The sequence below is a fragment of the Reyranella sp. GW821-FHT14A01 genome (assembly GCF_058803965.1).
Window position 1 is genome coordinate 223,072 of record NZ_JBXAPM010000008.1, and the last position, 22,360, is coordinate 245,431.

The following is a 22,360-nucleotide window of genomic DNA, read 5'->3' on the forward strand; positions in this document are numbered from 1 at the left end:
AGAAACATGTCTCGTCGTCGCGCAGCCGAAAAGCGTGAAGTCCTGCCGGACGCCAAGTTCGGCGATATCGTCCTCAGCAAGTTCATGAACACGCTGATGGAACGTGGCAAGAAGTCGGTCGCCGAGCACATCGTCTACGGTGCGCTCGACGAGGTCGAATCCAAGCTGAAGCAGGATCCGGTCCCGGCCTTCCACGAGGCGCTGGAGAACGTGAAGCCGGCCGTGGAAGTCCGCTCGCGCCGCGTCGGCGGCGCCACCTATCAGGTTCCGGTGGAAGTTCGTCCGGAGCGCCGTCAGGCGCTGGCGATCCGCTGGATCATCCAGGCCGCCCGTGACCGGTCGGGCCACAGCATGACCGAGAAGCTCTCCGCCGAGCTGCTCGACGCCTTCAATCGCCGCGGCAACGCCGTGAAGAAGCGCGAGGACACCCACAAGATGGCCGACGCCAACAAGGCGTTCGCCCACTACCGCTGGTAAGCGACCTCTAGGCCCTTTCGAGAAAGCTCACCTCCATGGCTCGCACTACTCCCATCGCCGACTACCGAAACATCGGTATCATGGCGCATATCGACGCCGGCAAGACGACGACGACCGAGCGCATCCTGTACTACACCGGCAAATCGCATAAGATCGGCGAAGTCCATGACGGCGCCGCGACGATGGATTGGATGGAGCAGGAGCAGGAGCGCGGCATCACGATCACGTCCGCGGCCACAACCTGCTTCTGGCGGGTCGAGAGCGGCCCGTACAAGGACGTCAGCTACCGCGTGAACATCATCGACACGCCCGGCCACGTCGACTTCACGATCGAGGTCGAGCGTTCGCTGCGCGTGCTCGACGGCGCGGTCTGCGTGTTCGACTCGGTCGCCGGCGTCGAGCCGCAGTCCGAGACGGTGTGGCGCCAGGCCGACAAGTACGGCGTGCCGCGCATTTGCTTCGTCAACAAGATGGACCGCACCGGCGCGAACTTCTATCGCACGGTCGACATGATCGTTGATCGCCTCGGCGCCAAGCCGCTGGTGACGCAGCTCCCGATCGGCTCCGAGGGCGAATACAAGGGCCTGGTCGATCTGGTTGCCAACAAGGCGATCATCTGGCTGGAAGAGACGCTCGGCGCGAAGTTCGAGGTCGTCGAGATCCCGGCTGACATGAAGGAGAAGGCCGCGGAGTATCGCGCCAAGCTCCTCGACATGGCGGTCGAGCAGGATGACGACGCCATGACGAAGTTCCTCGACGGCGAGGAGCCCGACTACGACACGCTGATCAAGTGCATCCGCAAGGGTACGATCAACTACGCGTTCGTGCCGATCCTGTGCGGCTCGGCCTTCAAGAACAAGGGCGTGCAGCCCATGCTCGATGCCGTCGTGAACTATCTGCCCGCTCCGAACGACGTTGAAGACGTCAAGGGCGTGAAGATGGGCACCGACGAGCCGATCACGCTGCCGTCGAGCGACGATGCGCCGATGTCTGCGCTCGCCTTCAAGATCATGACCGATCCGTTCGTCGGCTCGCTCACTTTCGCGCGCGTCTACTCGGGCGTTCTCCAATCGGCAACCGGCGTGCTGAACAGCACGAAGGACCGCAAGGAGCGTATCGGCCGCATGCTGTTGATGCATGCCAACGATCGCGAAGACGTGAAGGAAGCCCGCGCCGGCGACATCATCGCTCTGGCGGGCCTCAAGAGCGTCACGACCGGCGATACGCTGTGCGACCCCGATAACGCCGTGATCCTCGAGCGCATGGACTTCCCGGATCCCGTCATCGAGCTCGCTATTGAGCCGAAGTCGAAGGCCGACCAGGAGAAGCTTGGTCAGGCGCTGGGCCGTCTCGTCCAGGAAGACCCGACCTTCCGCGTCTCGACCGATGCGGAGACCGGCCAGACCGTCATCAAGGGCATGGGCGAGCTCCATCTCGAGATCAAGGTCGACATCCTGCGCCGTACCTACAAGGTCGAGGCCAATGTCGGCGCTCCGCAGGTCGCGTATCGCGAGACGCTCGGCCGCAAGGCCGACATCGACTATACCCACAAGAAGCAGTCGGGTGGTTCGGGTCAGTTCGCCCGCGTGAAGCTCACCTTCGAGCCGGGCGAGCCTGGGTCGGGTTACTCGTTCGAGAACAAGATCGTCGGCGGCTCGATCCCGAAGGAATTCATTCCGGGCGTCGAGAAGGGCCTCGAAGCGTCGCGCGAAACCGGCGTGCTCGCCGGCTTTCCGGTGATCGACTTCAAGGTCACGCTGACCGACGGCAACTACCATGACGTCGACTCGAGCGTGCTGGCCTTCGAAATCGCCGCCCGCGCGGCGTTCAAGGAAGGTCTGGCGAAGGCGCAGTGCAAGCTGCTGGAGCCGATCATGAAGGTCGAGGTGGTGACGCCCGACGACTACATGGGTGACTGCATCGGCGACCTGAACAGCCGCCGCGGTCAGATCCAGGGCATGAGCGCCCGCGGCAATGCACAGGTCATCGACGCGATGGTGCCGCTGGCCAACATGTTCGGCTACGTGAATACGCTGCGTTCCATGACGCAGGGTCGCGCGGCTTACAGCATGACGTTCGATCACTATGCAGCCGTGCCGCAGGCGGAGGCCGACAAGGTCGTCGCCAAGCTGGCTGGCTAACAAACCGATTGAAGTAAGGAAGACCACTATGGGCAAAGCTAAATTCGAGCGGAACAAGCCGCACTGCAACATCGGGACGATCGGTCACGTCGATCACGGGAAGACGTCGCTGACGGCGGCGATCACGAAGATCCTGGCGAAGACGGGCGGCGCGACGTTCACGGCGTACGACCAGATCGACAAGGCCCCGGAAGAGCGCGAGCGCGGCATCACGATCTCGACGGCGCATGTGGAGTACGAGACGGCGAACCGTCACTACGCGCACGTCGACTGCCCGGGCCATGCCGACTACGTGAAGAACATGATCACGGGTGCGGCGCAGATGGACGGGGCGATCCTGGTGGTGTCGGCGGCCGACGGCCCGATGCCGCAGACCCGCGAGCACATCCTGCTGGCGCGCCAAGTGGGCGTTCCGGCGCTGGTCGTGTTCATGAACAAGTGCGACATGGTCGACGATCCGGAGCTCCTGGACCTGGTCGAGTTGGAAGTGCGCGAGCTGCTGAAGAGCTACCAGTTCCCGGGCGACGACCTGCCGGTGATCCGGGGTTCGGCGCTGATGGCGCTGGAAGACAAGAGCCCGGAACTGGGCGAGCAGGCCGTGCTGGCGCTGATGGCGGAGGTGGACAAGTACATTCCGCAGCCTGCGCGCGACAAGGACAAGCCGTTCCTGATGCCGATCGAGGACGTGTTCTCGATCTCGGGCCGCGGCACGGTGGTGACGGGTCGCGTCGAGCGCGGCATCGTGAAGGTGGGCGAGGAAGTGGAGATCGTGGGCCTGAAGGCCACGACGAAGACGACGGTGACGGGCGTCGAGATGTTCCGCAAGCTGCTGGATTCGGGCGAGGCGGGCGACAATATCGGGGCGCTGCTGCGCGGCGTGGGCCGCGAGGACGTGGAGCGCGGCCAGGTCCTGTCGAAGCCGGGCGCGATCACGCCGCACACGAACTTCGAGGCCGAGGCCTACATCCTGACGAAGGAAGAGGGCGGCCGTCATACGCCGTTCTTCACGAACTACCGTCCGCAGTTCTACTTCCGGACGACGGACGTGACGGGCGTGGTGACGCTGCCGGAAGGCACGGAGATGGTGATGCCGGGCGACAATGCGCGGCTGGTGGTCGAGTTGATCCAGCCGATCGCCATGGACGAGGGCCTGCGCTTCGCCATCCGCGAAGGCGGACGCACCGTCGGCGCCGGCGTCGTCACCAAAGTCGTAAAGTAAACGTAACGGACGCGACAAGGCGAATATCATGGCCATGGACAACACAAACATCCGGATCCGGCTGAAGGCCTTCGATCATCGCGTGCTCGATTCGTCGACCAGCGAGATCGTGAGCACGGCCAAGCGGACGGGCGCGCAGGTGCGCGGGCCCATCCCGCTGCCGACCGGGATCGAGAAGTTCACGGTCAACCGCTCGCCGCACATCGACAAGAAGTCGCGTGAGCAGTTCGAGATCCGCACGCACAAGCGCGTGCTCGATATCGTCGACCCGACGCCGCAGACCGTGGACGCGCTGATGAAGCTCGACCTCGCCTCCGGCGTGGACGTCGAGATCAAGCTCGGCGCCTAAGAGCGGACCAGGAAAGAAGGAAGAAGACCATGCGTTGCGGTCTCGTCACCCAGAAGGTCGGCATGACCCGCGTCTTCAACGACGCCGGGGAGCATGTGCCCGTCACCGTTCTGAAGGTGGATCAGCTGCAGGTTGTTGCTGTCCGCTCGGAAGAGAAGGACAAGTACGTCGCCGTGCAGCTCGGCTACGGCAAGGCCAAGGTTAAGAACGTGACCCAGCCGATGCGCGGTCACTTCGCCAAGGCCAAGGTCGAGCCGAAGAAGAAGCTCGTCGAGTTCCGGGTCGCCAAGGATGCGGTCCTCGAAGTCGGCGCCGAGCTGGTGCCCAGCCACTTCGTGCCGGGCCAGTTCGTCGATGTCGTCGGCACCACGATCGGCCGCGGCTTCACCGGCTCGATGGTCCGCTGGAACTTCCACGGCCTCGAAGCGTCCCACGGCGTTTCGGTCTCGCACCGTTCGCATGGTTCGACCGGTAACCGCCAGGATCCCGGCCGTACGTTCCCCGGCAAAAAGATGGCCGGCCACTACGGCAGCGAGCGCGTGACCACGCAGAACCTGAAGGTCGTCGCCGTCGACGACGAGAAGGGCCTGCTGCTGGTGTCCGGCGCCGTTCCCGGCCCGGCCAACGGCTACATCATCGTCAAGGACGCTTCCAAGCGCGCCCGTCACAAGGACGCTCCGTACCCGGCCGGCCTGCGCAAGGCTGCAGCCGAGGCGGCGGCTCCGGCGGCTGATGCCGCTCCGCAGGCTTAAGGATCAGGTCATGAAGATCGCGGTCAAGACCATTGAAGGCGGCAGCGCCGGCGAGATCGATCTCGCCGACGCCGTGTTCGCCGTCCCCGTCCGCAAGGACATCCTGCAGCGTTGCGTCGTGTGGCAGCTCTCGCGCCGCCAGCAGGGCACGCACAAGTCGAAGGGGCGCGCCGAAGTCACGGCGACGGCCAAGAAGATGTATGCCCAGAAGGGCACCGGTCGCGCCCGTCACGGCAACGAGGCGGCTCCGCAGTTCCGGGGCGGCGGCAAGGCCTTCGGTCCGGTCGTGCGCAGCCATGCCAGCGACCTGCCCAAGAAGGTCCGCCAGCTCGCGCTGCGCACCGCGCTGTCGGCCAAGGCGGCCGAGGGCAAGCTGATCGTGGTCGAGGCGGCGGCGCTGGCCGAGCCGAAGACCGCGAAGCTCAAGGGCCATTTCGGGGCCCTCGGCGTCACCAGTGTCCTGGTGATCGGCGGCGCCGAGATCGACACGAACTTTGCCCGCGCCGCGGCCAACATCGCCCATGTCGATGTGCTGCCGCAGCAGGGCGCGAACGTCTACGACATCCTGCGCCGCGATACGCTGGTGCTCACCAAGGATGCCGTGAAGCACCTCGAGGAGCGTCTGCAATGAGCGCCAAGCGGTACATCCCGCAAACCGTCTCGCGTTCGCGCATGTACGAAGTGATTCGTGCGCCGCTGATCACCGAGAAGACGACCAACGGTTCGGAGCACAGCCAGGTGACCTTCAAGGTCGCCGCCGATGCGACCAAGCCGGAGATCAAGCAGGCCGTCGAAGGCCTGTTCAAGGTCAAGGTCAAGGCGGTCAACACCGTCACGGTCAAGGGCAAGAGCAAGGTTTTCCGCGGCCGTCCGGGCCTGCGGAGCGACTGGAAGAAGGCGATCGTCTCGCTGGTCGAGGGTCACAAGATCGACGTGACCACGGGCCTGTAGGACGGGAGACAGAACAATGGCCTTGAAGACATTTAAGCCGATCACGCCGTCCCTGCGACAGCTGGTCATCGTCGACCGTACCGGCCTCTGGAAGGGCAAGCCGGTAAAGGAGCTGACGCGCGGCAAGAGCAACACTGGCGGCCGTAATAACCACGGCCACATCACCAGCTATCACATGGGCGGCGGTCACAAGCGTCGTCTGCGCATCATCGACTTCAAGCGCCGCAAGTTCGGCGTCACCGCGACGGTCGAGCGCCTGGAGTACGATCCCAACCGGACGGCGTTCATCGCCCTGGTCAAGTACACCGACGGTGAGCAGGCCTACATCCTGGCGCCGCAGCGCCTGAAGGCGGGCGACGAGGTCGTCTCGGGCGAGCGCGTCGACGTCAAGCCGGGCAACGCCATGCCGCTCGCCAACATGCCGGTCGGCACGATCGTGCATAACGTCGAGCTGAAGAAGGGCCGTGGCGGCCAGCTGGCCCGTTCGGCCGGCAACTACGCCCAGCTCGTCGGCAAGGACGCGGGCTATGCCCAGATCAAGCTGAGCTCGGGCGAGCTGCGCCTGGTGCCGGGCGAGTGTCTGGCCACCGTCGGCGCGGTGTCGAACCCCGACAACCAGAACATCGTCATCGGCAAGGCCGGTCGCCAGCGTTGGCTCGGCCGTCGCCCGACCGTCCGCGGCGTCGTCATGAACCCGGTCGATCATCCGCACGGCGGCGGCGAAGGCCGCACCTCGGGTGGCCGTCATCCGGTGACACCGTGGGGCAAGCCGACCAAGGGCAAGAAGACACGCAAGAACAAGGCGACGGACAAGATGATCATCCGCCGCCGGCATGCGACGCGCTAGGAGATAGACAGTGGCACGCTCCGTATGGAAGGGCCCCTTCGTTGAAGGCAGCCTGATCAAGAAGGCCGAGAAGTCGCGCGGGAACATCCGCAGCGAAGTGATCAAGACTTGGTCGCGTCGTTCGACGATCCTGCCGCAGTTCGTCGGCCTGACGTTCGGCGTCTACAACGGCAAGAAGTTCATCCCGGTGAACGTCACCGAGGAAATGGTCGGTCACAAGCTCGGCGAATTCTCGCCGACCCGCACCTTCACCGGCCATGCCGGTGACAAGAAAGTGTCGAAGGATTAACGCGCGATGAGCAAGCCATCCGCTCCCCGCCGCGAGGCGGACAACGAAGCCAAAGCTGTCCTGCGCGCCGTGCGCATCAGCCCGCGCAAGCTCGACCTCGTCGCGGCCACGATCCGCGGCAAGAAGGCCGCGACCGCGGTCAACGAGCTCACCTTCTCCAAGAAGCGGATCGCCCGCGACGTGAAGAAGGCCCTGAATTCGGCCATCGCCAACGCCGAGAACAACCACAACCTCGATGTCGACCGCTTGGTCGTCGCCGAGGCGTCGGTCGGCAAGGGACTGGTCATGAAGCGCTTCCAGACGCGCGGCCGCGGCCGTGCGGCCGGTATCGTCAAGCCGTTCGCTCATCTCACCATCGTGGTGCGCGAGCGCGCCGAGGCGGAGGACAAGTAATGGGTCAGAAGGTCAACCCGATCGGCCTGCGGCTCGGTATCAACCGGACCTGGGACTCGCGCTGGTACGCCGAAGGCGGCGAGTACTCGAAGATGCTCCATGAGGACATCCACATCCGCAAGGTGCTGCGCGAGCGGCTCGCCCAGGCGGGTGTCGCGAAGATCATCATCGAGCGTCCGGCCAAGCGCGCCCGCGTCACGATCCACACTGCCCGTCCGGGCGTGGTGATCGGCAAGAAGGGCGCCGACATCGAGAAGCTGCGTGGTGACCTCGCCAAGATGACCAAGGGCGAAGTGGCCCTGAACATCGTCGAGATCCGCAAGCCCGAGATCGATGCCACGCTGATTGCCGAGAACATCGCCCAGCAGCTCGAGCGCCGCGTCGCGTTCCGTCGCGCCATGAAGCGCGCCGTGCAGTCGGCGATGCGCCTGGGCGCCCTCGGCATCCGCATCAACTGCTCGGGCCGTCTCGGCGGCTCGGAAATCGCCCGCATGGAATGGTACCGCGAAGGCCGCGTGCCGCTGCACACGCTGCGCGCCGACATCGACTACGGCACCGCCACGGCATTCACCACCTTCGGCACCTGCGGCGTGAAGGTCTGGGTGTTCAAGGGCGAGATCATGGCGCATGACCCGATGGCGCACGACAAGCGCGCCGAGGAAGCCGCGCCGCAACGTACGCCGGCGCGCGTGGAGCGCTCCGAGCAGAGGGACGCGTAAACTATCATGCTGCAACCCAAGCGCACCAAGTACCGCAAGGCCTTCAAGGGCCGTATCAGCGGCGCTGCCAAGGGCGGCTTCAACCTCGACTTCGGCTCCTATGGGCTGAAGGCGATGGAGCCGGATCGCCTGACGGCGCGCCAGATCGAGGCGGCCCGCCGCGCCATCACGCGTCACATGAAGCGTGCCGGCCGCGTCTGGATCCGCGTGTTCCCGGACGTGCCGGTGTCGAAGAAGCCGGCGGAAGTCCGCATGGGTTCCGGCAAGGGCGCGCCCGAATTCTGGGCGGCGCGCGTGAAGCCGGGCCGCATCCTGTTCGAACTCGAGGGTGTATCGGGCGTCATCGCCAAGGAAGCCCTGGCGCTCGGCGCTGCGAAGCTGCCGATCAAGACCCGCTTTGTCAGCCGCGTCGGCGCCGAAGGCTGAGGGAGAAGGACATGAAGGCCACCGATCTGCGCCCCAAGACCAACGACGAGCTGAAGAACGAGCTCGGCAACCTTCGCAAGGAGGCGTTCAACCTGCGCTTCCAGAAGGCTGGGGGCCAACTACAGAAGACTTCCCGCGCGCGCCAGATTCGTCGCGATATCGCCCGCATCAAGACGGTGCAGGGCGAGAAGGCCGCCGGTTAAGGAGCACGAAATGCCGAAGCGTATCCTGGAAGGCGTCGTCGTCAGCGACAAGATGGACAAGACCATCGTCGTGAAGGTCGAGCGGCGCATTCAGCACCCGATCTACAAGAAGTTCATTCGCAAGTCGAAGAAGTACCACGCGCACGACGAAGCCAATGCCTACAAGGGCAAGATCGGTGAAATCGTTCGCATCCGCGAGTGCCGCCCGCTGTCGAAGACCAAGAGCTGGGAAGTTCTGGTCGAAGGCGCGAAGGCTTAAGCGGTCGGAGCATAAGTCATGATTCAGATGCGAACCAACCTCGAGGTCGCCGACAATTCGGGCGCCCGTCGAGTCCAGTGCATCAAGGTGCTGGGCGGCTCCCGCCGCAAATATGCGAGCGTCGGCGACGTCATCGTCGTGTCGATCAAGGAAGCCATTCCGCGCGGCAAGGTGAAGAAGGGCGAGGTGCATCGCGCCGTCGTCGTCCGCACCTCGTTCGCGCTGCGCCGCCCTGACGGCAGCGCCATCCGTTTCGACCGTAACGCCGCCGTGCTCATCAGCAAGCAGGACGAGCCGATCGGCACCCGTATCTTCGGACCGGTGACGCGCGAGCTGCGCGCCAAGAAGTTCATGAAGATCATCTCGCTTGCGCCTGAGGTGCTCTAGCCATGGCAACGAAATTGAAGATCAAGAAGGGCGACCGGGTGAAGGTCATCACCGGTGGCAGCAAGGGCAAGGTGGGCGACGTCCTGCGCGTGCTCCCGAAGGAGAACCGCGTCGTGGTCTCCGGCGTGAACATGATCAAGCGCCACACCAAGCCGAGCCGTGCGGAAGCCGGCGGAATCATCGAACGCGAGGCCACGATCCACGTCTCCAACGTGGCCCTGCTGGATCCCAAATCGGACAAGCCGACGAAGGTCGGGTTCCGGTTCCTGGAAGACGGCCGCAAGGTGCGCGTTGCGCGCGCCTCCGGCGAGACCATCGACCGTTAGGAGAACGGGCCATGCCCGCGCGTCTGCAAGAACACTACACCAAGACCGTGCGTGAAGCGCTGATCAAGGAGTTCTCCTACCAGAACCCCTTCCAGGTGCCGAAGCTCGAGAAGATCGTCATCAACATGGGCGTCGGCGAGGCGGTCAATGACCGCAAGGCCGTCGACGGCGCCGTTGCCGACCTGACGGCGATCACCGGCCAGAAGCCGGTCGTCACCAAGTCGCGCAAGTCGATCGCGACCTTCAAGCTTCGCGAAGGCATGGCGATCGGCGCCAAGGTCACGTTGCGCCGCGATCGCATGTACGAGTTCATGGATCGCCTGGTGAACATCGCCCTGCCGCGCGTCCGCGACTTCCGCGGGCTGAACGGCAAGTCGTTCGACGGCAATGGCAACTACGCCATGGGCCTGAAGGAGCAGATCGTGTTCCCCGAGATCGACTACGACAAGGTCGACCAGGTGCGCGGTATGGACATCATCATCTGCACGTCGGCGAAGACGGACGCGGAAGCCAGGTCGCTTCTCCGCGCGTTCGACTTCCCCTTCGTGAACTAGGGCCGGAGAATCACATGGCCAAGACGAGTTCGGTCGAGAAGAACAACCGGCGCGCAAGGATGGCGAAGCAGTTCGCCGCCAAGCGCGCCAAGCTGAAGGCGATGGCCGTCGACGACAAGTTGACGCCGGAAGAGCGCTTCGGGGCCCGCCTCAAGCTGGCAGACCTGCCGCGCAATTCGTCGCCGACGCGCGTCCGCAATCGGTGCGAACTCACGGGCCGTCCGCGGGCCGTGTACCGCAAGTTCAAGCTGTCGCGCGTTGCGCTGCGTCAGCTGGCGTCGCTGGGCGCTCTGCCCGGCGTCGTGAAGTCGAGCTGGTAAACGGGGACCGTAGACCATGGCGATGACAGATCCCGTCGGCGATTTGCTGACCCGCATCCGCAACGGCCAGTCGGCGCGCCTCGACAGCGTGACCGCTCCGGCTTCGCGGCTCCGGTCGAGTGTTCTCGATGTGCTCCAGCGCGAGGGCTATATCCGCGGCTGGTTCGAGGAAGAACTGCGCCCCGGCGTGAAGGAGCTCCGCATCGAGCTCAAGTATGACAACGGCCGTCCGGTCATCAAGGAGATCAAGCGCGTCTCCACCCCGGGCCGTCGCGTCTACTCCAAGATCCGCGAGCTGCCGCGCCACTTCAACGGGCTTGGCATCTCGATCCTCTCCACGCCGCGCGGCGTCATGTCCGACGCCGAGGCGCGGGCCGCCAATGTCGGCGGCGAAGTCATCTGCAAGGTGTTCTGAGCATGTCGCGCGTCGGCAAAAATCCGGTCGTCATCCCGGCCGGTGTCACCATCGAGCTCAAGGGGCAGCACCTCAAGGCCAAGGGCAAGCGGGGCGAGCTCCAGCTCGTCGTCCATGACGACGTTTCCGTCGCCAAGGAAGGCGAGGCGCTGGTCTTCAAGCCGCGTACCGAGAGCCGTCGCGCCCGCATGCAGTGGGGCACGGCCCGTAACCTGGCGAGCAACGTCGTCCGCGGCGTGTCCGACGGGTTCACGATCAACCTCGAGATCAACGGCGTCGGCTATCGCGCCTCGGCCGATGCCAAGCTGTTGAAGATGCAGCTCGGCTTCAGCCACGATGTCGAGATTCCCATTCCGGCGGGTATCCAGATCAAGGCGGTCAAGCCGACCGAGATCGAGATTTCCGGTTCCGATCGTCAGCGAGTTGGCCAGGTGGCGGCCGAGATCCGCAGCCTGCGTCCGCCGGAGCCCTACAAGGGCAAGGGCATCAAGTACTCGACCGAGACGATTCGGCGCAAGGAAGGCAAGAAGAAGTAAAGGCGAAAGAATCATGTCCGACCGCAATGCTCTTTTCGCCCGCCGCCAGCGGCGCACGCGCTACGCGCTGCGCCAGGCTGCCGCTGGCCGTCCTCGCCTCAGCGTCTTCCGCTCGGGCAAGCACATCTATGCCCAGGTCATCGACGACCGTCAGGGCCTGACCCTCGCTGCTGCCTCGTCGCTCGACAAGGACGTCCGGGGCTCGCTCAAGACCGGCGCCGACAAGGGCGCTGCCGCCGAAGTTGGCAAGCTGATCGCCGCCCGCGCCGTCGCGGCCGGTGTCAAGGAAGTCATCTTCGACCGCGGTGGCTACACGTATCACGGCCGCGTCGCTGCGCTGGCCAATGCCGCCCGTGAGGGCGGTCTGTCGTTCTGATCGGGAGTTAGATTATGGCTCGTTCACCCGGTGGTTCCGGCCGTTCCCCGCGCGATCGCGATCGGCCCCGTGACCGCGACCGCGACGAGGAAAATGAACTGACCGACAAGCTGGTCACGATCAATCGCGTCGCGAAGGTCGTGAAGGGTGGTCGTCGCTTCGCCTTTGCCGCCATCGTCGTCGTCGGCGACCAGCGCGGCCGTGTCGGCCACGGCGCCGGCAAGGCCCGTGAGGTTCCCGAGGCGATCCGCAAGGCCACGGAAGCGGCCAAGCGCGGCCTGATCCGCGTGCCGCTGCGCGACGGCCGCACGCTGCATCACGACGTGAAGGGCCGCTTCGGCGCCGGCAAGGTGACGCTGCGCGCCGCCCCGGCCGGTACCGGCATCATCGCCGGCGGCCCGATGCGCGCCATCTTCGAGACCCTGGGCATCAAGGACATCGTCGCCAAGTCGGTCGGCACGTCCAACCCGCACAACATGATCAAGGCGACCTTCAAGGCGCTGGATCAGCTCAACTCGCCGCGCATGGTCGCGACGCGCCGTGGCAAGAAGGTCGGTGACCTGCTTGGCCGCCGCGACGAGACCACCGCCGAGGCGGCGGCTTAAGGAACCGGACCATGGCCAAGACCATCAAGATCACCCAGACCGGCAGCCATATCGGCCGCACGGACGATCAGCGCGCGACGCTGATCGGCCTGGGGCTGAACAAGCGCCACCGCACCCGCGAACTCGTGGATACGCCCGAGGTTCGCGGCATGATCAACAAGGTGCAGCATCTCGTGCGCATCGAAGAGGAAGCGCGCTAAGGCCGAAAGGCCGCCGCGCGGAGGTAGATTACGATGAGACTGAACCAGATCTCCGACAATCCGGGCGCCCGCAAGGGTCGCATGCGCGTCGGCCGCGGTATCGGCTCCGGCAAGGGCAAGACCGCGGGCCGTGGCGTCAAGGGCCAGAAGTCGCGCACTGGCGTGGCCATCAAGGGCTTCGAGGGCGGCCAGATGCCGCTCTACCGTCGTATCCCGAAGCGCGGCTTCCGTCCGCCGCACCAGAAGAACTACCAGGTCGTCAATCTCGGCTCGCTGCAGAAGGCGATCGACAACAAGAAGCTCGACGCGGGCAAGCTGATCGACGCCGAGGCGATGATCGCCGCGGGTCTGATCAAGAATGCCGCGGACGGCATTCGTCTCCTTGGCAAAGGCGAGCTGACGACCAAGATCGACGTGAAGGTTGCGGGCGCTTCGGCGTCGGCGATCGCCGCGGTCGAGAAGGCCGGCGGCAAGGTCGAACTGCCGCCCCAGCCTGTGGCCGAAGCGGCCTGAGCCGGACGGCGTCAACGGGGGCGTCGTTTCCCCCTGGTGTCGTTCACGCGTGAGGTTCCATGGCATCCGCCGCCGAGCAACTTGCATCAAACCTGAACTGGGGTTCGATCGGTAGGGCGACCGAGCTGAAGAAGCGGCTGTGGTTCACCGTAGCCGCGCTCGTCGTCTTCCGTATCGGCGCCTATATCCCGGTCCCGGGTGTGGATCCGGCCGCCCTGGCCGAGATCTTCAAGCAGAATGCCGGCGGCATCGCCGGCCTGCTCGACGTGTTCTCCGGCGGCTCGATCGGCCGCATGTCGGTGCTGGCGCTCAGCATCATGCCGTACATCTCGGCCTCCATCATCATGCAGATCCTGACGACGGTCGTGCCGTCGCTCGAGGCGCTGAAGAAGGAGGGCGAGGCGGGCCGCAAGAAGATCAACCAGTATACGCGCTACGGCACGGTGATCCTGGCGACCTTCCAGGCCTATGGAATCGCGGTGGGCCTGGAGAGCCAGGTGGCCGCGGCCGGTCCGGTCGTGATCGATCCTGGCGTTTTCTTCCGCTTCGTCACCATCGTCACCCTGGTCGGCGGCACGCTGTTCCTGATGTGGCTCGGCGAGCAGATCACCGCGCGCGGCGTCGGCAACGGCGTCTCGCTGATCATCTTTGCCGGCATCGTGGCGGCCTTGCCGGACGCGCTGGTGCAGACCCTCGAACTCGGCCGCACCGGCGCCCTGTCGGCGCTGTTCATCATCGCCCTGGTGGTGGGCATCGTGCTGGTCGTGGCGGTCGTCGTCTTCGTCGAGACCGCGCAGAGGCGAATCGTCGTCCAGTATCCCAAGCGCCAGGTCGGCAACCGCATGTATGGCGGCGAGGCCTCGCACCTGCCGCTCAAGATCAACACGGCCGGCGTCATCCCGCCGATCTTCGCATCGTCCCTGCTGCTGTTCCCGGCGACCATCGCGTCGTTCCAGGGCAGCACCGGCGAGCCGGGCTGGATCCAGGCCATCTCAACCTATCTCGGCCACGGCCAGCCGCTCTATCTGGTGGCCTATATCGGCCTGATCGTCTTCTTCTGCTTCTTCTACACGACCGTTGTGTTCAATCCGACCGACACGGCCGATAACCTGAAGAAGAACGGCGGCTTCATTCCCGGCATCCGTCCGGGCAAGAACACGGCCGAGTATCTCGAGTACATCCTGAACCGGCTGACGGTGATCGGCGCGCTCTACCTCTCGGCGGTCTGTATCCTGCCCGAGCTGCTGATCGCCCGCGGCGGTGTGCCCTTCTATTTCGGCGGCACCAGCCTCCTGATCGTGGTCTCGGTGACGCTCGACACGGTGACCCAGGTGCAGGCGCACCTGCTCGCCCATCAATATGAGGGCCTCATCAAGAAGGCCCGCCTGAGGGGCAAGGGCCGATGAACATCATCCTTCTGGGACCGCCGGGCGCCGGCAAGGGGACGCAGGCCCAGCGGCTGCAGCAGGAGCGGGGGCTGATCCAGCTTTCGACCGGCGACATGCTGCGCGCCGCCGTGGCGTCGGGCAGCGAGCTCGGCCTCAAGGCCAAGGGCATCATGGAGCGGGGGGAACTGGTTCCCGACGAGCTGATGGTCGGCCTGATCAAGGACCGTATCGGCCAGCCGGACTGCGCCAAGGGCTTCATCCTGGACGGCTTCCCGCGCACCGAGGCCCAGGCCAAGGCGCTGGACAAGATGCTGGCCGAGGCCAACAAGAAGCTCGACCGGGTGGTCGAGATGGAAGTCGACGAGAAGGCGCTGACCGAGCGTATCGTCGGCCGGTTCTCCTGCGCCAGGTGCGGCACCGGCTACCACGACAAGTTCAAGCGGCCAAAGGTCGACGGTGTCTGCGACGTGTGCGGGTCGACCGAGTTCACCCGCCGGAAGGACGATAATGCAGAGACCATGAAGACTCGCATGGCCGCCTATAGGGCTCAGACCGAGCCCTTGCTGCCCTACTACAGCGCCCGCGGGGTGCTGCGGAAGGTCGACGGGATGGCCGCGATGGACGAGGTTTACCGCCAGCTCACGGGAGTATTGGCGGGGACTTGACAAGGGTGAGTTCCATTGACTCGGGGGCGCGGATACATATAATCGCGCGCTTTTCCGGGGCCAGCGGAACATGTGACGGGCGCGCGCGAGCGCGCCATAAGTCTTTGAAGGAGTTGGGACTTTGGCTCGTATAGCCGGTGTGAACATTCCGACCGCCAAGCGTGTCGTGATCGGGCTTCAGTACATCCACGGGATCGGTGCGGCGAAAGCCAAGGAGATCTGTGGAAAAGTTGGGATCGACGAGTCGCGCCGCGTGAACACGCTGAGCGACGACGAGGTCATCCGCATCCGCGAGACCATCGACCATGACTACACGGTCGAGGGCGACCTGCGTCGCGAAGTGGCGATGAACATCAAGCGCCTGATGGATCTCGCCTGCTACCGCGGCCTGCGTCATCGCCGCGGCCTGCCGGTCCATGGCCAGCGCACGCATACCAATGCGCGCACCCGCAAGGGTCCGGCCAAGCCGATCGCCGGCAAGAAAAAAGTGACGAAGTAAGAGGGGATCAGGGTCATGGCAAAAGCTGCAGCCGCCGCCGCCGCGCGTCCCCGTCGCAAGGAACGCAAGAACATCATCGCGGGCGTCGCTCACGTGAACGCCTCGTTCAACAACACGATCGTCACGATCACCGACGCGCAGGGCAATGCGATTGCCTGGTCGTCGTCGGGCCAGCAGGGCTTCAAGGGGTCACGCAAGTCGACCCCGTTCGCCGCGCAGATGGCCGCCGAAGGCGCCGGTCGCAAGGCGATGGAGCACGGCATGCGCACGATCGAGATCCTCGTGCGCGGTCCGGGTTCGGGCCGCGAGTCGGCGCTGCGCGCGCTGCAGGCCGTCGGCCTCGCCGTGACGTCGATCCGCGACGTGACGCCGATCCCGCACAATGGCTGCCGTCCGCCGAAGCGTCGTCGCGTCTGATTTCGAGTGGAGGCGACGCGTTAGGCGCCGCCCACTCTTGAGGAATATTTAGCGAGTCCCGAGGGGCTCGCGTGAACCGGTCTAGAGAGGTAGCCCACGTGCTTCAGAAGAACTGGCAGGACCTGATCAAGCCGGAGAAGCTTGTCACCGAAGCCGGCGTCGATCCCGGTCGCACCGCGACCATCGTCGCCGAGCCGCTCGAGCGCGGTTTCGGTCTCACTCTCGGCAACGCGCTGCGTCGCGTCCTCTTGTCGTCGCTCCAGGGTGCTGCCGTCACGTCGATCAAGATCGACAACGTGCTGCATGAATTCTCGTCGATCCCCGGCGTCCGTGAGGATGTGGTCGACATCGTGCTGAACATCAAGGCGATGGCCGTGAAGATGCAGGGCGACCGCCCGCAGCGTCTGTACCTGCGCGCCGTCGGCCCCGGCGAAGTCACCGCCGGCATGATCGAGCTGCCGGGCGACGTCCAGATCATGGACGCCAAGCACCTGATCTGCACGCTCGACGACGGCGCCTCGATCTCGATGGAGCTGATGGTCGCCACCGGCAAGGGCTACATCCCGGCCTCGGCGAACCGTCCGGAAGATGCGCCGATCGGCCTGATCCCGGTCGACTCGGTGTTCAGCCCGGTCAAGCGCGTCTCCTACAAGATCGAGAACAGCCGCGTCGGCCAGGTCACCGACTACGATCGCCTGTCGATGACGGTCGAGACCAACGGCACGACGATGCCGGCCGATGCCGTGGCGCTCGCCGCCCGCATCCTGCAGGACCAGCTGCAGCTCTTCATCAACTTCGAGGAGCCGCGCGAGGTCCGCAAGGAAGAGCAGCAGGACGACTTCCCGTTCAACCGCAACCTGCTGCGCAAGGTCGACGAGCTGGAGCTTTCGGTCCGCTCGGCCAACTGCCTGAAGAACGACAACATCATCTACATCGGCGATCTGGTTCAGAAGACCGAGGCGGAGATGCTGCGTACGCCGAACTTCGGCCGCAAGTCGCTGAACGAGATCAAGGAAGTGCTGTCCGGCATGGGCCTCCACCTGGGAATGGAAATCCCGGGCTGGCCGCCGGACAACATCGAGGAAATGGCCAAGCGGCTGGAAGAGCCGTACTAGGCCGGTAGAAGGAAATAAGTCATGCGTCACAATAATCGCGGCCGGAAGTTCCACCGCACGGCTGAGCATCGCAAGGCGATGTTCATGAATCTCGCGGGTGCTCTCATCAAGCACGAGCAGATCACGACCACGCTGCACAAGGCGAAGGACCTGCGTCCGATCGTCGAGAAGCTGGTCACGCTCGGCAAGCGCGGCGGCCTGCATGCGCGTCGTCAGGCGATCGGCTTCCTGCGCGATCCCTACGTCGCCGACAAGCTGTTCACGACGCTGGGCCCGCGCTATTCCAAGCGCAACGGCGGCTACCTGCGCGTGCTGAAGGCCGGCTATCGCTTCGGCGACGCCGCCGAGATGGCCGTGATCGAGTTCGTCGAGCGCGACACCTCGGCCAAGGGCCAGGACAGCGGTCCGTCGGCCGACAAGGCGGAGCAGCAGGAAGCGGCGTAAAGCCTCTTTCCTCTTATCGAATTGAAAACGCCCGGTCGAAAGACCGGGCGTTTTTCTTTGCTGGGAGCGCGCCACTCCAGTGGCGAGTCTTCTCATGATCATGACGCGCCACTGGAGTGGCGCGCCCCCAGCAAGAAGCTAATCTTGTCCTATGACCTTCACCTTCAGAACGGCACTGCCGTCCGAATTCGCCGATGCCGACCGGGTCCTGCGCGCGGCCTTCACGCCCTATCTCGCGAGGCTCGGGCGCGAGATCCCGGTCGACTACTACAAGTGGCTGCCGGCCTCGATCGAGCGTGGCGATGTGTTTGTGGCGGACGAGGGCGGTCGGGTCGTGGGCGTCGCAGCGACCGAGCGACGGGAAGCGGAGCTCTTTCTCGACCGGTTGGCCGTCGATCCGGTGAAACAGGGTACCGGACTTGGGCGCTGGCTGCTTCAGCGGCTCGACGAGGTCGCTCGCGAGCGAGGCGACCGTACCCTGTCGCTGGTCACGGCCGAGATGATGGATCACCTCATCAAGCTCTACAGCAGCCACGGCTTCGAGATCGTCCATCGCGGCCCGCCGGACCATGGCAAGGACGCGCACATGCGCGTGCATATGGTTAAGAAGCTGTAACACGCCGCAACGATCGGTAACGCGCGGCAATCATTTGTGTTTTCCCTGCCGCGCGCGTTTGATCGAGGTTGCGCGCGTGCAAGCAGCCATTGTCCTTTTCGCCGTCTTCACGGCCACCATGGCCAACGGGGCCGTATTCGCCACGCTCGGCCTGTTCGGCCGCGAGGTCGGCCTCAGCGAGTTCGAGGTCGGTACGATCTTCGCGTCCTCCGGCGTGCTGTTCTTTTTGACTGCTTCGTCCTGGGGCCGCCTCTCGGATCGCTTCGGCAGAGGGCCGGTCATGGCCGCGGGACTTGTCGCGACCGCGCTGTCGCTCGCGCTGTTCGCGGCCTTCTATGCGGCACTCCTGCCGTACGCCTTTCTCGGACTGTTGGCCGCGCGCATCGTCTACGGACTGTTCGCCGCGGGCATCCAGCCGGCGGCGATTGCCTGGATGGTCGATGTGTCGCCGCGCGAGCGCCGACAGGCGGGCATTGGCATGATCGGCGCGGCGGTGAGTGTCGGCAGTGTCCTGGGCCCTGCTTTCGTGGCGATGCTGGTGGGCCTCGGCTTCGCCTGGCCGGTCGCCGCCGCCGCCCTGTTGGTCACCCTGGCCGCCCTGGCGATGGCCGGCGTCCGCGAAGGCAAGCGGCCGGCTGAGATGGCGCAGGCGGACGCTGCACCGGTCGACGGTCTCGCGGCCTACGCGCTGCTGGCCTTCGTGATGGTCCTGGGCTTCGGTGCCATGCAGCCGACCACGGCCTTCTATGTCCAGGATCGCTTCGGGCTCGAGACCGAAGCGGCGATCCGCGCGACGGGGTTTGCGTCCGCGGCCTTTGCCGCCGGAGCCTTCCTGATGCAGGCCTTCGGTGTGCGGGCCCTCGCGCTGGAGACGAGGGACATGATGGCCCTGGGCTTCGTCCTCTGCCTGGCCGGCATCGCGGGCGCCCTGGTGGCGAGAGGCCCGAACGTGCTGATCGCTTCGTTCACCGTCCTCGGTGTCGGCTACGGGCTGGCGCAGGCGGGCCTGATGACCGAGGCCGCCCGGCTGGGCGGGGAGCACCGGCAGGGACTGGTCGCGGGCCGGCTGCACGCCGCCATGGCCGCGGGCTGGATCGGCGGCGCCTTGAGCGGCACGGCCCTCTACGGGCTGTCGATCCGGGCGCCGCTGCTGATCGCCGGAGCGGCGCTGGCGCTGTGCGCGCTCAGAACTGCTCTTCCGAGAGTACGAACACCGTCCGCCCCGCCGCCTTGAGCGGGCCGAGCTGGGCCAGCGCCGGCGGCAGGATGACTTCGGCGTAGAAGCGCGCCGTCACCAGCTTGGCTTCCAGGAAGGCCGGATCGCCGTCGCGGGAGGCGAGCTTCGTCTGGGCCACCAGGGCGCTGCGGGCCAGCAGCCAGCCGCCCAGCGCCGTGCCGGCCAGCCGCAGGAAGGGCACCGAGCCCGCCAGCGCGTTCACCAGCTCGGCCTTCACCGACTGGGCGACCCACCTGGTGGCGTTCTCCAGCGCATCGGCGGCGGCCACGAGGCCCGTGCGGATCGCCTCGAGATCGTCACCCGGTGCGGCCTTCATCTCCTCGGCCGTGGCACGCATCTCGGCGACCAGCGCCAGCATGGTCTCGCCGCCGTCCTTGGCGACCTTGCGGCCGACTAGGTCGCGTGCCTGGATGCCGTTGGTGCCCTCGTAGATCGGCAGGATGCGGGCGTCGCGCAGGTGCTGGGCGGCGCCCGTCTCCTCGATGAAGCCCATGCCGCCGTGGATCTGCACGCCGGTCGAGGCGATCTCGTTGCCGAGGTCGGTGAACCAGGCCTTCACGATCGGAATGAGGAGATCGACGCGGTCCTGGATCTTGCGGCCGGCTTCCTTGTCCGGCTGCTTCAGCGCGCCGTCGATGCCGGCGGCGGTGTAGTAGCCCAGCGCCCGCATCGCCTCGATCTGGGACCGCATGCTCATCAGCATGCGGCGCACGTCGGCATGATGCACGATCGACACCGAGGCGGGCTTGGGGCTGCCGTCGTCCTTCGACTGCACGCGGCTGCGCGCGAAGGCGGCGGCCTGCTGATAGGCGCGCTCGGCAATGGCGAGACCCTGGATGCCGACGGAGAGGCGGGCATTGTTCATCATGGTGAACATGTAGGAGAGGCCGCGGCCTTCCTCGCCGACGAGATAGCCGACCGCGCCGCCATCGTCGCCGAACGACATCACGCAGGTCGGGCTGGCATGGATGCCGAGCTTGTGCTCCAGCGACACGCAGCGCAGGTCGTTGCGCTTGCCCGGCGTACCGTCTTCGTTGGGCAGATATTTCGGAACGATGAACAGCGAGATGCCGCGCACGCCGGCCGGTGCGTCGGGCGTGCGCGCCAGCACGAGGTGCACGATGTTCTCGGCCATGTCGTGCTCGCCGTAGGTGATGAAGATCTTCTGGCCGGTGACGAGGTAATGGTCGCCGTTCTTCACCGCTCGGCTCTTGAGCTGGCCGAGGTCGGAGCCGGCCTGCGGCTCCGTGAGGTTCATCGTGCCGGTCCATTCGCCGGAGATCATCTTGGGCAGATAGGCAGCCTTCTGCTCCGCCGACCCATGATGATGGATGGCATCGATCGCGCCCTGGTTCAGCAGCAGCACCAGGCCGAAGCCCATGTTGGCGGCCTGCCACATCTCCTGCACGGTGGTCGCCAGCAGCCACGGCATGCCCTGGCCGCCGAATTCCGGATCGAAGGGGAGGGAGTTCCAGCCGCCCTCGACGAATTCCTTATAGATGGCGGCGAAGCCGGGCGCTGTGCGCACCACGCCGTTCTCCAGCTTGGCGCCGACCTTGTCGCCCTCGCGGTTGAGCGGGGCGAGCCCGTTGCCGGCCAGCTTGGCGGCTTCCTCGAGCACGGCGTCGATCGTGTCGTCCGTCGCATGCTCGTAACCCGGCAGGGCGGCGACGCCGGCGAGGCCGGCGACTTCGCGCAGGGCGAAACGCATGTCGGCCAGCGGGGCAGTGTAAGTCATGTGAATTCCTCCGGGCCGCAATATGCCGTGGTCGGTCGCTTTTGGCGACCGGCTCGGCTATTTTGGAGGCCACATGACAAACACAGTCCTGCTGTCGATCGACGGCCCCATCGCCACCATCACGCTGAACGATCCGGCCAAGCACAATCGCCTCAACCCCGAGGGTCTGAAGCTGCTGCGCGAAGCGGTCGAGAAGGCCGACGCCGATCCCGCCGTGCGCGCCACGGTGATCACCGGTGCCGGCGACAAGACCTTCTGCTCCGGTTACGACCTCGGCTCGATCCCGGCCGGCGAGCGCAAGGACGAAGGCGGCGACAACACCTTCGAAGTCGTCATGGATCGCATCGAGGCGATGCGCATGCCGACGCTCTGCGCACTGAACGGCGGCGTCTATGGCGGCGCCACCGATCTCGCGCTGGCCTGCGACTTCCGCCTCGGCGTGAAGGGCATGCGCTTCTTCATGCCGGCCGCGCGTTTCGGCCTGCACTACTATCCGAGCGGATTGCGCCGCTACACACAGAAGGTGAGCCCGAGCTTCGCCAAGCGCGCCTTCCTGCTGTCGGAGGATTTCCACGACACCGAGCTGCTGGCCGTCGGCTATCTCGACTGGCTGGTCGAGCGCGCGGAGTTCAAGGACAAGGTCGCCGAGAAGGCCGCGCGCCTCGCAGGCCTGGCGCCGCTGTCGATGTCGGGCATGAAGCGCGCCATCGAGCAGTTCGCCCAGGCGGCGCCCGACATGTCCTCGATCCGCCAGACGCAGCGCGCCTGCGCGACTTCGGACGACCTGAAAGAGGGGCTGGCCGCGCTGGGCGAGCGTCGCACGCCCTCCTTCAAAGGCCGCTGACGGGCAGGACGGCGGCATCTTGATGGTGCCGTTGGTCGCAAGATTGCCGCGATTCAATGCAGGATGCCGGCAAGAATTGGGGCCGTGCCGACGGCCGCCGGGCGAGGTATCTTGCAGTCGGGCGGTAGATCGGGATAGGG

At 65.6% G+C, this 22,360-nt stretch carries 34 protein-coding genes; 33 read left to right on the forward strand and 1 reads right to left on the reverse strand.

Going from position 1 to position 22,360, the window contains the following annotated elements; all coding sequences use genetic code 11:
• Positions 1–6 precede the first annotated feature (6 nt).
• The 32 genes from rpsG (at position 7) to AC1ROX_RS16215 (ending at position 19,635) form a co-directional block, all read left to right on the forward strand.
• Positions 7–477: a 30S ribosomal protein S7 gene (gene rpsG / locus AC1ROX_RS16060; protein ID WP_425065024.1), complete on the forward strand. Its 471-nt coding sequence runs from the start codon at positions 7–9 to the stop codon at positions 475–477.
• Positions 478–512: 35 nt separating this feature from the next.
• Complete coding sequence (fusA, locus tag AC1ROX_RS16065; RefSeq protein WP_493126948.1) at positions 513–2,618, forward strand: elongation factor G; 2,106 nt, start codon at positions 513–515, stop codon at positions 2,616–2,618.
• Positions 2,619–2,646: 28 nt separating this feature from the next.
• Positions 2,647–3,837, forward strand: coding sequence for an elongation factor Tu (gene tuf / locus AC1ROX_RS16070; RefSeq protein ID WP_493126941.1), 1,191 nt, complete (start codon positions 2,647–2,649; stop codon positions 3,835–3,837).
• Positions 3,838–3,871: 34 nt separating this feature from the next.
• Complete coding sequence (gene rpsJ, locus AC1ROX_RS16075) at positions 3,872–4,186, forward strand: 30S ribosomal protein S10 (protein ID WP_068198221.1); 315 nt, start codon at positions 3,872–3,874, stop codon at positions 4,184–4,186.
• A 29-nt stretch (positions 4,187–4,215) separates the two neighbouring features.
• Entirely contained in the window at positions 4,216–4,938 is a 723-nt protein-coding gene (gene rplC / locus AC1ROX_RS16080; RefSeq protein WP_295135244.1) for a 50S ribosomal protein L3, read from the forward strand.
• 10 nt (positions 4,939–4,948) lie between these two features.
• A complete protein-coding gene (rplD, locus tag AC1ROX_RS16085) occupies positions 4,949–5,569 on the forward strand; it encodes a 50S ribosomal protein L4 (protein ID WP_493126949.1) in 621 nt (206 codons plus the stop codon).
• Positions 5,566–5,889 (forward strand): 50S ribosomal protein L23, encoded by a 324-nt coding sequence (locus tag AC1ROX_RS16090; RefSeq protein WP_493126950.1) that lies wholly within the window; start codon positions 5,566–5,568, stop codon positions 5,887–5,889. The genes rplD and AC1ROX_RS16090 overlap by 4 nt, the downstream gene beginning before the upstream one ends.
• 16 nt (positions 5,890–5,905) lie before the next feature.
• Positions 5,906–6,736 carry a 50S ribosomal protein L2 gene (rplB, locus tag AC1ROX_RS16095; protein ID WP_493126951.1) on the forward strand — a complete coding sequence of 277 codons (831 nt, stop codon included), beginning with the start codon at positions 5,906–5,908 and terminating at the stop codon, positions 6,734–6,736.
• 10 nt (positions 6,737–6,746) lie between these two features.
• Complete coding sequence (gene rpsS, locus AC1ROX_RS16100) at positions 6,747–7,025, forward strand: 30S ribosomal protein S19 (protein WP_304847675.1); 279 nt, start codon at positions 6,747–6,749, stop codon at positions 7,023–7,025.
• Positions 7,026–7,031: 6 nt separating this feature from the next.
• A complete protein-coding gene (rplV, locus tag AC1ROX_RS16105) occupies positions 7,032–7,418 on the forward strand; it encodes a 50S ribosomal protein L22 (protein ID WP_020695011.1) in 387 nt (128 codons plus the stop codon).
• On the forward strand, positions 7,418–8,137 hold the full coding sequence (gene rpsC / locus AC1ROX_RS16110; RefSeq protein ID WP_493126952.1) for a 30S ribosomal protein S3: 720 nt from the start codon (positions 7,418–7,420) through the stop codon (positions 8,135–8,137). Before rplV ends, rpsC begins: the two co-directional genes overlap by 1 nt.
• A gap of 6 nt (positions 8,138–8,143) precedes the next feature.
• Positions 8,144–8,563 (forward strand): 50S ribosomal protein L16, encoded by a 420-nt coding sequence (rplP, locus tag AC1ROX_RS16115; RefSeq protein WP_216961714.1) that lies wholly within the window; start codon positions 8,144–8,146, stop codon positions 8,561–8,563.
• Positions 8,564–8,574: 11 nt separating this feature from the next.
• Positions 8,575–8,766 (forward strand): 50S ribosomal protein L29, encoded by a 192-nt coding sequence (gene rpmC / locus AC1ROX_RS16120; protein WP_493114597.1) that lies wholly within the window; start codon positions 8,575–8,577, stop codon positions 8,764–8,766.
• A 10-nt stretch (positions 8,767–8,776) separates the two neighbouring features.
• The gene (gene rpsQ / locus AC1ROX_RS16125; RefSeq protein WP_298313447.1) at positions 8,777–9,025 is read left to right on the forward strand and encodes a 30S ribosomal protein S17; all 249 of its coding nucleotides are present in this window, start codon (positions 8,777–8,779) and stop codon (positions 9,023–9,025) included.
• Positions 9,026–9,043: 18 nt separating this feature from the next.
• Positions 9,044–9,412: a 50S ribosomal protein L14 gene (gene rplN / locus AC1ROX_RS16130; protein ID WP_068188012.1), complete on the forward strand. Its 369-nt coding sequence runs from the start codon at positions 9,044–9,046 to the stop codon at positions 9,410–9,412.
• 2 nt (positions 9,413–9,414) lie between these two features.
• The gene (gene rplX / locus AC1ROX_RS16135) at positions 9,415–9,738 is read left to right on the forward strand and encodes a 50S ribosomal protein L24 (RefSeq protein WP_295135278.1); all 324 of its coding nucleotides are present in this window, start codon (positions 9,415–9,417) and stop codon (positions 9,736–9,738) included.
• 11 nt (positions 9,739–9,749) lie between these two features.
• Entirely contained in the window at positions 9,750–10,292 is a 543-nt protein-coding gene (gene rplE / locus AC1ROX_RS16140; RefSeq protein WP_493126953.1) for a 50S ribosomal protein L5, read from the forward strand.
• A gap of 14 nt (positions 10,293–10,306) precedes the next feature.
• Positions 10,307–10,612: a 30S ribosomal protein S14 gene (rpsN, locus tag AC1ROX_RS16145; RefSeq protein ID WP_493126954.1), complete on the forward strand. Its 306-nt coding sequence runs from the start codon at positions 10,307–10,309 to the stop codon at positions 10,610–10,612.
• A 16-nt stretch (positions 10,613–10,628) separates the two neighbouring features.
• Positions 10,629–11,027 (forward strand): 30S ribosomal protein S8, encoded by a 399-nt coding sequence (gene rpsH / locus AC1ROX_RS16150; protein ID WP_068188017.1) that lies wholly within the window; start codon positions 10,629–10,631, stop codon positions 11,025–11,027.
• Positions 11,028–11,029: 2 nt separating this feature from the next.
• Positions 11,030–11,563 carry a 50S ribosomal protein L6 gene (gene rplF, locus AC1ROX_RS16155; RefSeq protein WP_493126955.1) on the forward strand — a complete coding sequence of 178 codons (534 nt, stop codon included), beginning with the start codon at positions 11,030–11,032 and terminating at the stop codon, positions 11,561–11,563.
• 13 nt (positions 11,564–11,576) lie between these two features.
• Positions 11,577–11,939 carry a 50S ribosomal protein L18 gene (rplR, locus tag AC1ROX_RS16160; protein WP_493126956.1) on the forward strand — a complete coding sequence of 121 codons (363 nt, stop codon included), beginning with the start codon at positions 11,577–11,579 and terminating at the stop codon, positions 11,937–11,939.
• Between the two features lie 14 nt (positions 11,940–11,953).
• Positions 11,954–12,544 (forward strand): 30S ribosomal protein S5, encoded by a 591-nt coding sequence (rpsE, locus tag AC1ROX_RS16165; RefSeq protein ID WP_295135295.1) that lies wholly within the window; start codon positions 11,954–11,956, stop codon positions 12,542–12,544.
• Between the two features lie 11 nt (positions 12,545–12,555).
• A complete protein-coding gene (rpmD, locus tag AC1ROX_RS16170; protein WP_493126957.1) occupies positions 12,556–12,744 on the forward strand; it encodes a 50S ribosomal protein L30 in 189 nt (62 codons plus the stop codon).
• 33 nt (positions 12,745–12,777) lie between these two features.
• A complete protein-coding gene (gene rplO, locus AC1ROX_RS16175; RefSeq protein ID WP_493126958.1) occupies positions 12,778–13,257 on the forward strand; it encodes a 50S ribosomal protein L15 in 480 nt (159 codons plus the stop codon).
• 59 nt (positions 13,258–13,316) lie between these two features.
• Positions 13,317–14,663 carry a preprotein translocase subunit SecY gene (secY, locus tag AC1ROX_RS16180; protein ID WP_493126959.1) on the forward strand — a complete coding sequence of 449 codons (1,347 nt, stop codon included), beginning with the start codon at positions 13,317–13,319 and terminating at the stop codon, positions 14,661–14,663.
• The gene (locus AC1ROX_RS16185; protein WP_493126960.1) at positions 14,660–15,310 is read left to right on the forward strand and encodes an adenylate kinase; all 651 of its coding nucleotides are present in this window, start codon (positions 14,660–14,662) and stop codon (positions 15,308–15,310) included. The genes secY and AC1ROX_RS16185 overlap by 4 nt, the downstream gene beginning before the upstream one ends.
• Positions 15,311–15,431: 121 nt before the next feature.
• Complete coding sequence (gene rpsM / locus AC1ROX_RS16190; protein ID WP_493114580.1) at positions 15,432–15,809, forward strand: 30S ribosomal protein S13; 378 nt, start codon at positions 15,432–15,434, stop codon at positions 15,807–15,809.
• 15 nt (positions 15,810–15,824) lie between these two features.
• Positions 15,825–16,226, forward strand: a complete 402-nt coding sequence (gene rpsK, locus AC1ROX_RS16195) for a 30S ribosomal protein S11 (protein ID WP_068188031.1) — start codon at positions 15,825–15,827, stop codon at positions 16,224–16,226.
• A gap of 98 nt (positions 16,227–16,324) precedes the next feature.
• Positions 16,325–17,341, forward strand: coding sequence for a DNA-directed RNA polymerase subunit alpha (locus AC1ROX_RS16200; protein WP_493126961.1), 1,017 nt, complete (start codon positions 16,325–16,327; stop codon positions 17,339–17,341).
• A 21-nt stretch (positions 17,342–17,362) separates the two neighbouring features.
• The gene (gene rplQ / locus AC1ROX_RS16205) at positions 17,363–17,785 is read left to right on the forward strand and encodes a 50S ribosomal protein L17 (protein ID WP_296323143.1); all 423 of its coding nucleotides are present in this window, start codon (positions 17,363–17,365) and stop codon (positions 17,783–17,785) included.
• 151 nt (positions 17,786–17,936) lie between these two features.
• Positions 17,937–18,401 carry a GNAT family N-acetyltransferase gene (locus tag AC1ROX_RS16210; protein WP_493126962.1) on the forward strand — a complete coding sequence of 155 codons (465 nt, stop codon included), beginning with the start codon at positions 17,937–17,939 and terminating at the stop codon, positions 18,399–18,401.
• A 76-nt stretch (positions 18,402–18,477) separates the two neighbouring features.
• Positions 18,478–19,635, forward strand: coding sequence for an MFS transporter (locus AC1ROX_RS16215; protein WP_493126963.1), 1,158 nt, complete (start codon positions 18,478–18,480; stop codon positions 19,633–19,635).
• On the opposite strand, the gene AC1ROX_RS16220 is transcribed toward AC1ROX_RS16215, so the two are convergent.
• Positions 19,586–21,376: an acyl-CoA dehydrogenase gene (locus AC1ROX_RS16220; protein WP_493126964.1), complete on the reverse strand. Its 1,791-nt coding sequence runs from the start codon at positions 21,374–21,376 to the stop codon at positions 19,586–19,588. The genes AC1ROX_RS16215 and AC1ROX_RS16220 overlap by 50 nt on opposite strands.
• Positions 21,377–21,449: 73 nt before the next feature.
• Between AC1ROX_RS16220 and AC1ROX_RS16225 the strand changes: the two genes are divergently transcribed.
• Complete coding sequence (locus tag AC1ROX_RS16225; protein WP_493126965.1) at positions 21,450–22,220, forward strand: enoyl-CoA hydratase/isomerase family protein; 771 nt, start codon at positions 21,450–21,452, stop codon at positions 22,218–22,220.
• Positions 22,221–22,360: the final 140 nt, after the last annotated feature.

What these genes read in the sequence shown, in the direction of transcription:
- rpsG (WP_425065024.1), top strand. Translation starts at nt 7, where the DNA reads ATGTCTCGTCGTCGCGCAGCCGAAAAGCGTGAAGTCCTGCCGGACGCC.
- fusA (WP_493126948.1), top strand. Translation starts at nt 513, where the DNA reads ATGGCTCGCACTACTCCCATCGCCGACTACCGAAACATCGGTATCATG.
- tuf (WP_493126941.1), top strand. Translation starts at nt 2,647, where the DNA reads ATGGGCAAAGCTAAATTCGAGCGGAACAAGCCGCACTGCAACATCGGG.
- rpsJ (WP_068198221.1), top strand. Translation starts at nt 3,872, where the DNA reads ATGGACAACACAAACATCCGGATCCGGCTGAAGGCCTTCGATCATCGC.
- rplC (WP_295135244.1), top strand. Translation starts at nt 4,216, where the DNA reads ATGCGTTGCGGTCTCGTCACCCAGAAGGTCGGCATGACCCGCGTCTTC.
- rplD (WP_493126949.1), top strand. Translation starts at nt 4,949, where the DNA reads ATGAAGATCGCGGTCAAGACCATTGAAGGCGGCAGCGCCGGCGAGATC.
- AC1ROX_RS16090 (WP_493126950.1), top strand. Translation starts at nt 5,566, where the DNA reads ATGAGCGCCAAGCGGTACATCCCGCAAACCGTCTCGCGTTCGCGCATG.
- rplB (WP_493126951.1), top strand. Translation starts at nt 5,906, where the DNA reads ATGGCCTTGAAGACATTTAAGCCGATCACGCCGTCCCTGCGACAGCTG.
- rplV (WP_020695011.1), top strand. Translation starts at nt 7,032, where the DNA reads ATGAGCAAGCCATCCGCTCCCCGCCGCGAGGCGGACAACGAAGCCAAA.
- rpsC (WP_493126952.1), top strand. Translation starts at nt 7,418, where the DNA reads ATGGGTCAGAAGGTCAACCCGATCGGCCTGCGGCTCGGTATCAACCGG.
- rplP (WP_216961714.1), top strand. Translation starts at nt 8,144, where the DNA reads ATGCTGCAACCCAAGCGCACCAAGTACCGCAAGGCCTTCAAGGGCCGT.
- rpmC (WP_493114597.1), top strand. Translation starts at nt 8,575, where the DNA reads ATGAAGGCCACCGATCTGCGCCCCAAGACCAACGACGAGCTGAAGAAC.
- rpsQ (WP_298313447.1), top strand. Translation starts at nt 8,777, where the DNA reads ATGCCGAAGCGTATCCTGGAAGGCGTCGTCGTCAGCGACAAGATGGAC.
- rplN (WP_068188012.1), top strand. Translation starts at nt 9,044, where the DNA reads ATGATTCAGATGCGAACCAACCTCGAGGTCGCCGACAATTCGGGCGCC.
- rplX (WP_295135278.1), top strand. Translation starts at nt 9,415, where the DNA reads ATGGCAACGAAATTGAAGATCAAGAAGGGCGACCGGGTGAAGGTCATC.
- rplE (WP_493126953.1), top strand. Translation starts at nt 9,750, where the DNA reads ATGCCCGCGCGTCTGCAAGAACACTACACCAAGACCGTGCGTGAAGCG.
- rpsN (WP_493126954.1), top strand. Translation starts at nt 10,307, where the DNA reads ATGGCCAAGACGAGTTCGGTCGAGAAGAACAACCGGCGCGCAAGGATG.
- rpsH (WP_068188017.1), top strand. Translation starts at nt 10,629, where the DNA reads ATGGCGATGACAGATCCCGTCGGCGATTTGCTGACCCGCATCCGCAAC.
- rplF (WP_493126955.1), top strand. Translation starts at nt 11,030, where the DNA reads ATGTCGCGCGTCGGCAAAAATCCGGTCGTCATCCCGGCCGGTGTCACC.
- rplR (WP_493126956.1), top strand. Translation starts at nt 11,577, where the DNA reads ATGTCCGACCGCAATGCTCTTTTCGCCCGCCGCCAGCGGCGCACGCGC.
- rpsE (WP_295135295.1), top strand. Translation starts at nt 11,954, where the DNA reads ATGGCTCGTTCACCCGGTGGTTCCGGCCGTTCCCCGCGCGATCGCGAT.
- rpmD (WP_493126957.1), top strand. Translation starts at nt 12,556, where the DNA reads ATGGCCAAGACCATCAAGATCACCCAGACCGGCAGCCATATCGGCCGC.
- rplO (WP_493126958.1), top strand. Translation starts at nt 12,778, where the DNA reads ATGAGACTGAACCAGATCTCCGACAATCCGGGCGCCCGCAAGGGTCGC.
- secY (WP_493126959.1), top strand. Translation starts at nt 13,317, where the DNA reads ATGGCATCCGCCGCCGAGCAACTTGCATCAAACCTGAACTGGGGTTCG.
- AC1ROX_RS16185 (WP_493126960.1), top strand. Translation starts at nt 14,660, where the DNA reads ATGAACATCATCCTTCTGGGACCGCCGGGCGCCGGCAAGGGGACGCAG.
- rpsK (WP_068188031.1), top strand. Translation starts at nt 15,825, where the DNA reads ATGGCAAAAGCTGCAGCCGCCGCCGCCGCGCGTCCCCGTCGCAAGGAA.
- rplQ (WP_296323143.1), top strand. Translation starts at nt 17,363, where the DNA reads ATGCGTCACAATAATCGCGGCCGGAAGTTCCACCGCACGGCTGAGCAT.
- AC1ROX_RS16210 (WP_493126962.1), top strand. Translation starts at nt 17,937, where the DNA reads ATGACCTTCACCTTCAGAACGGCACTGCCGTCCGAATTCGCCGATGCC.
- AC1ROX_RS16220 (WP_493126964.1), bottom strand. Translation starts at nt 21,376, where the DNA reads ATGACTTACACTGCCCCGCTGGCCGACATGCGTTTCGCCCTGCGCGAA.
- AC1ROX_RS16225 (WP_493126965.1), top strand. Translation starts at nt 21,450, where the DNA reads ATGACAAACACAGTCCTGCTGTCGATCGACGGCCCCATCGCCACCATC.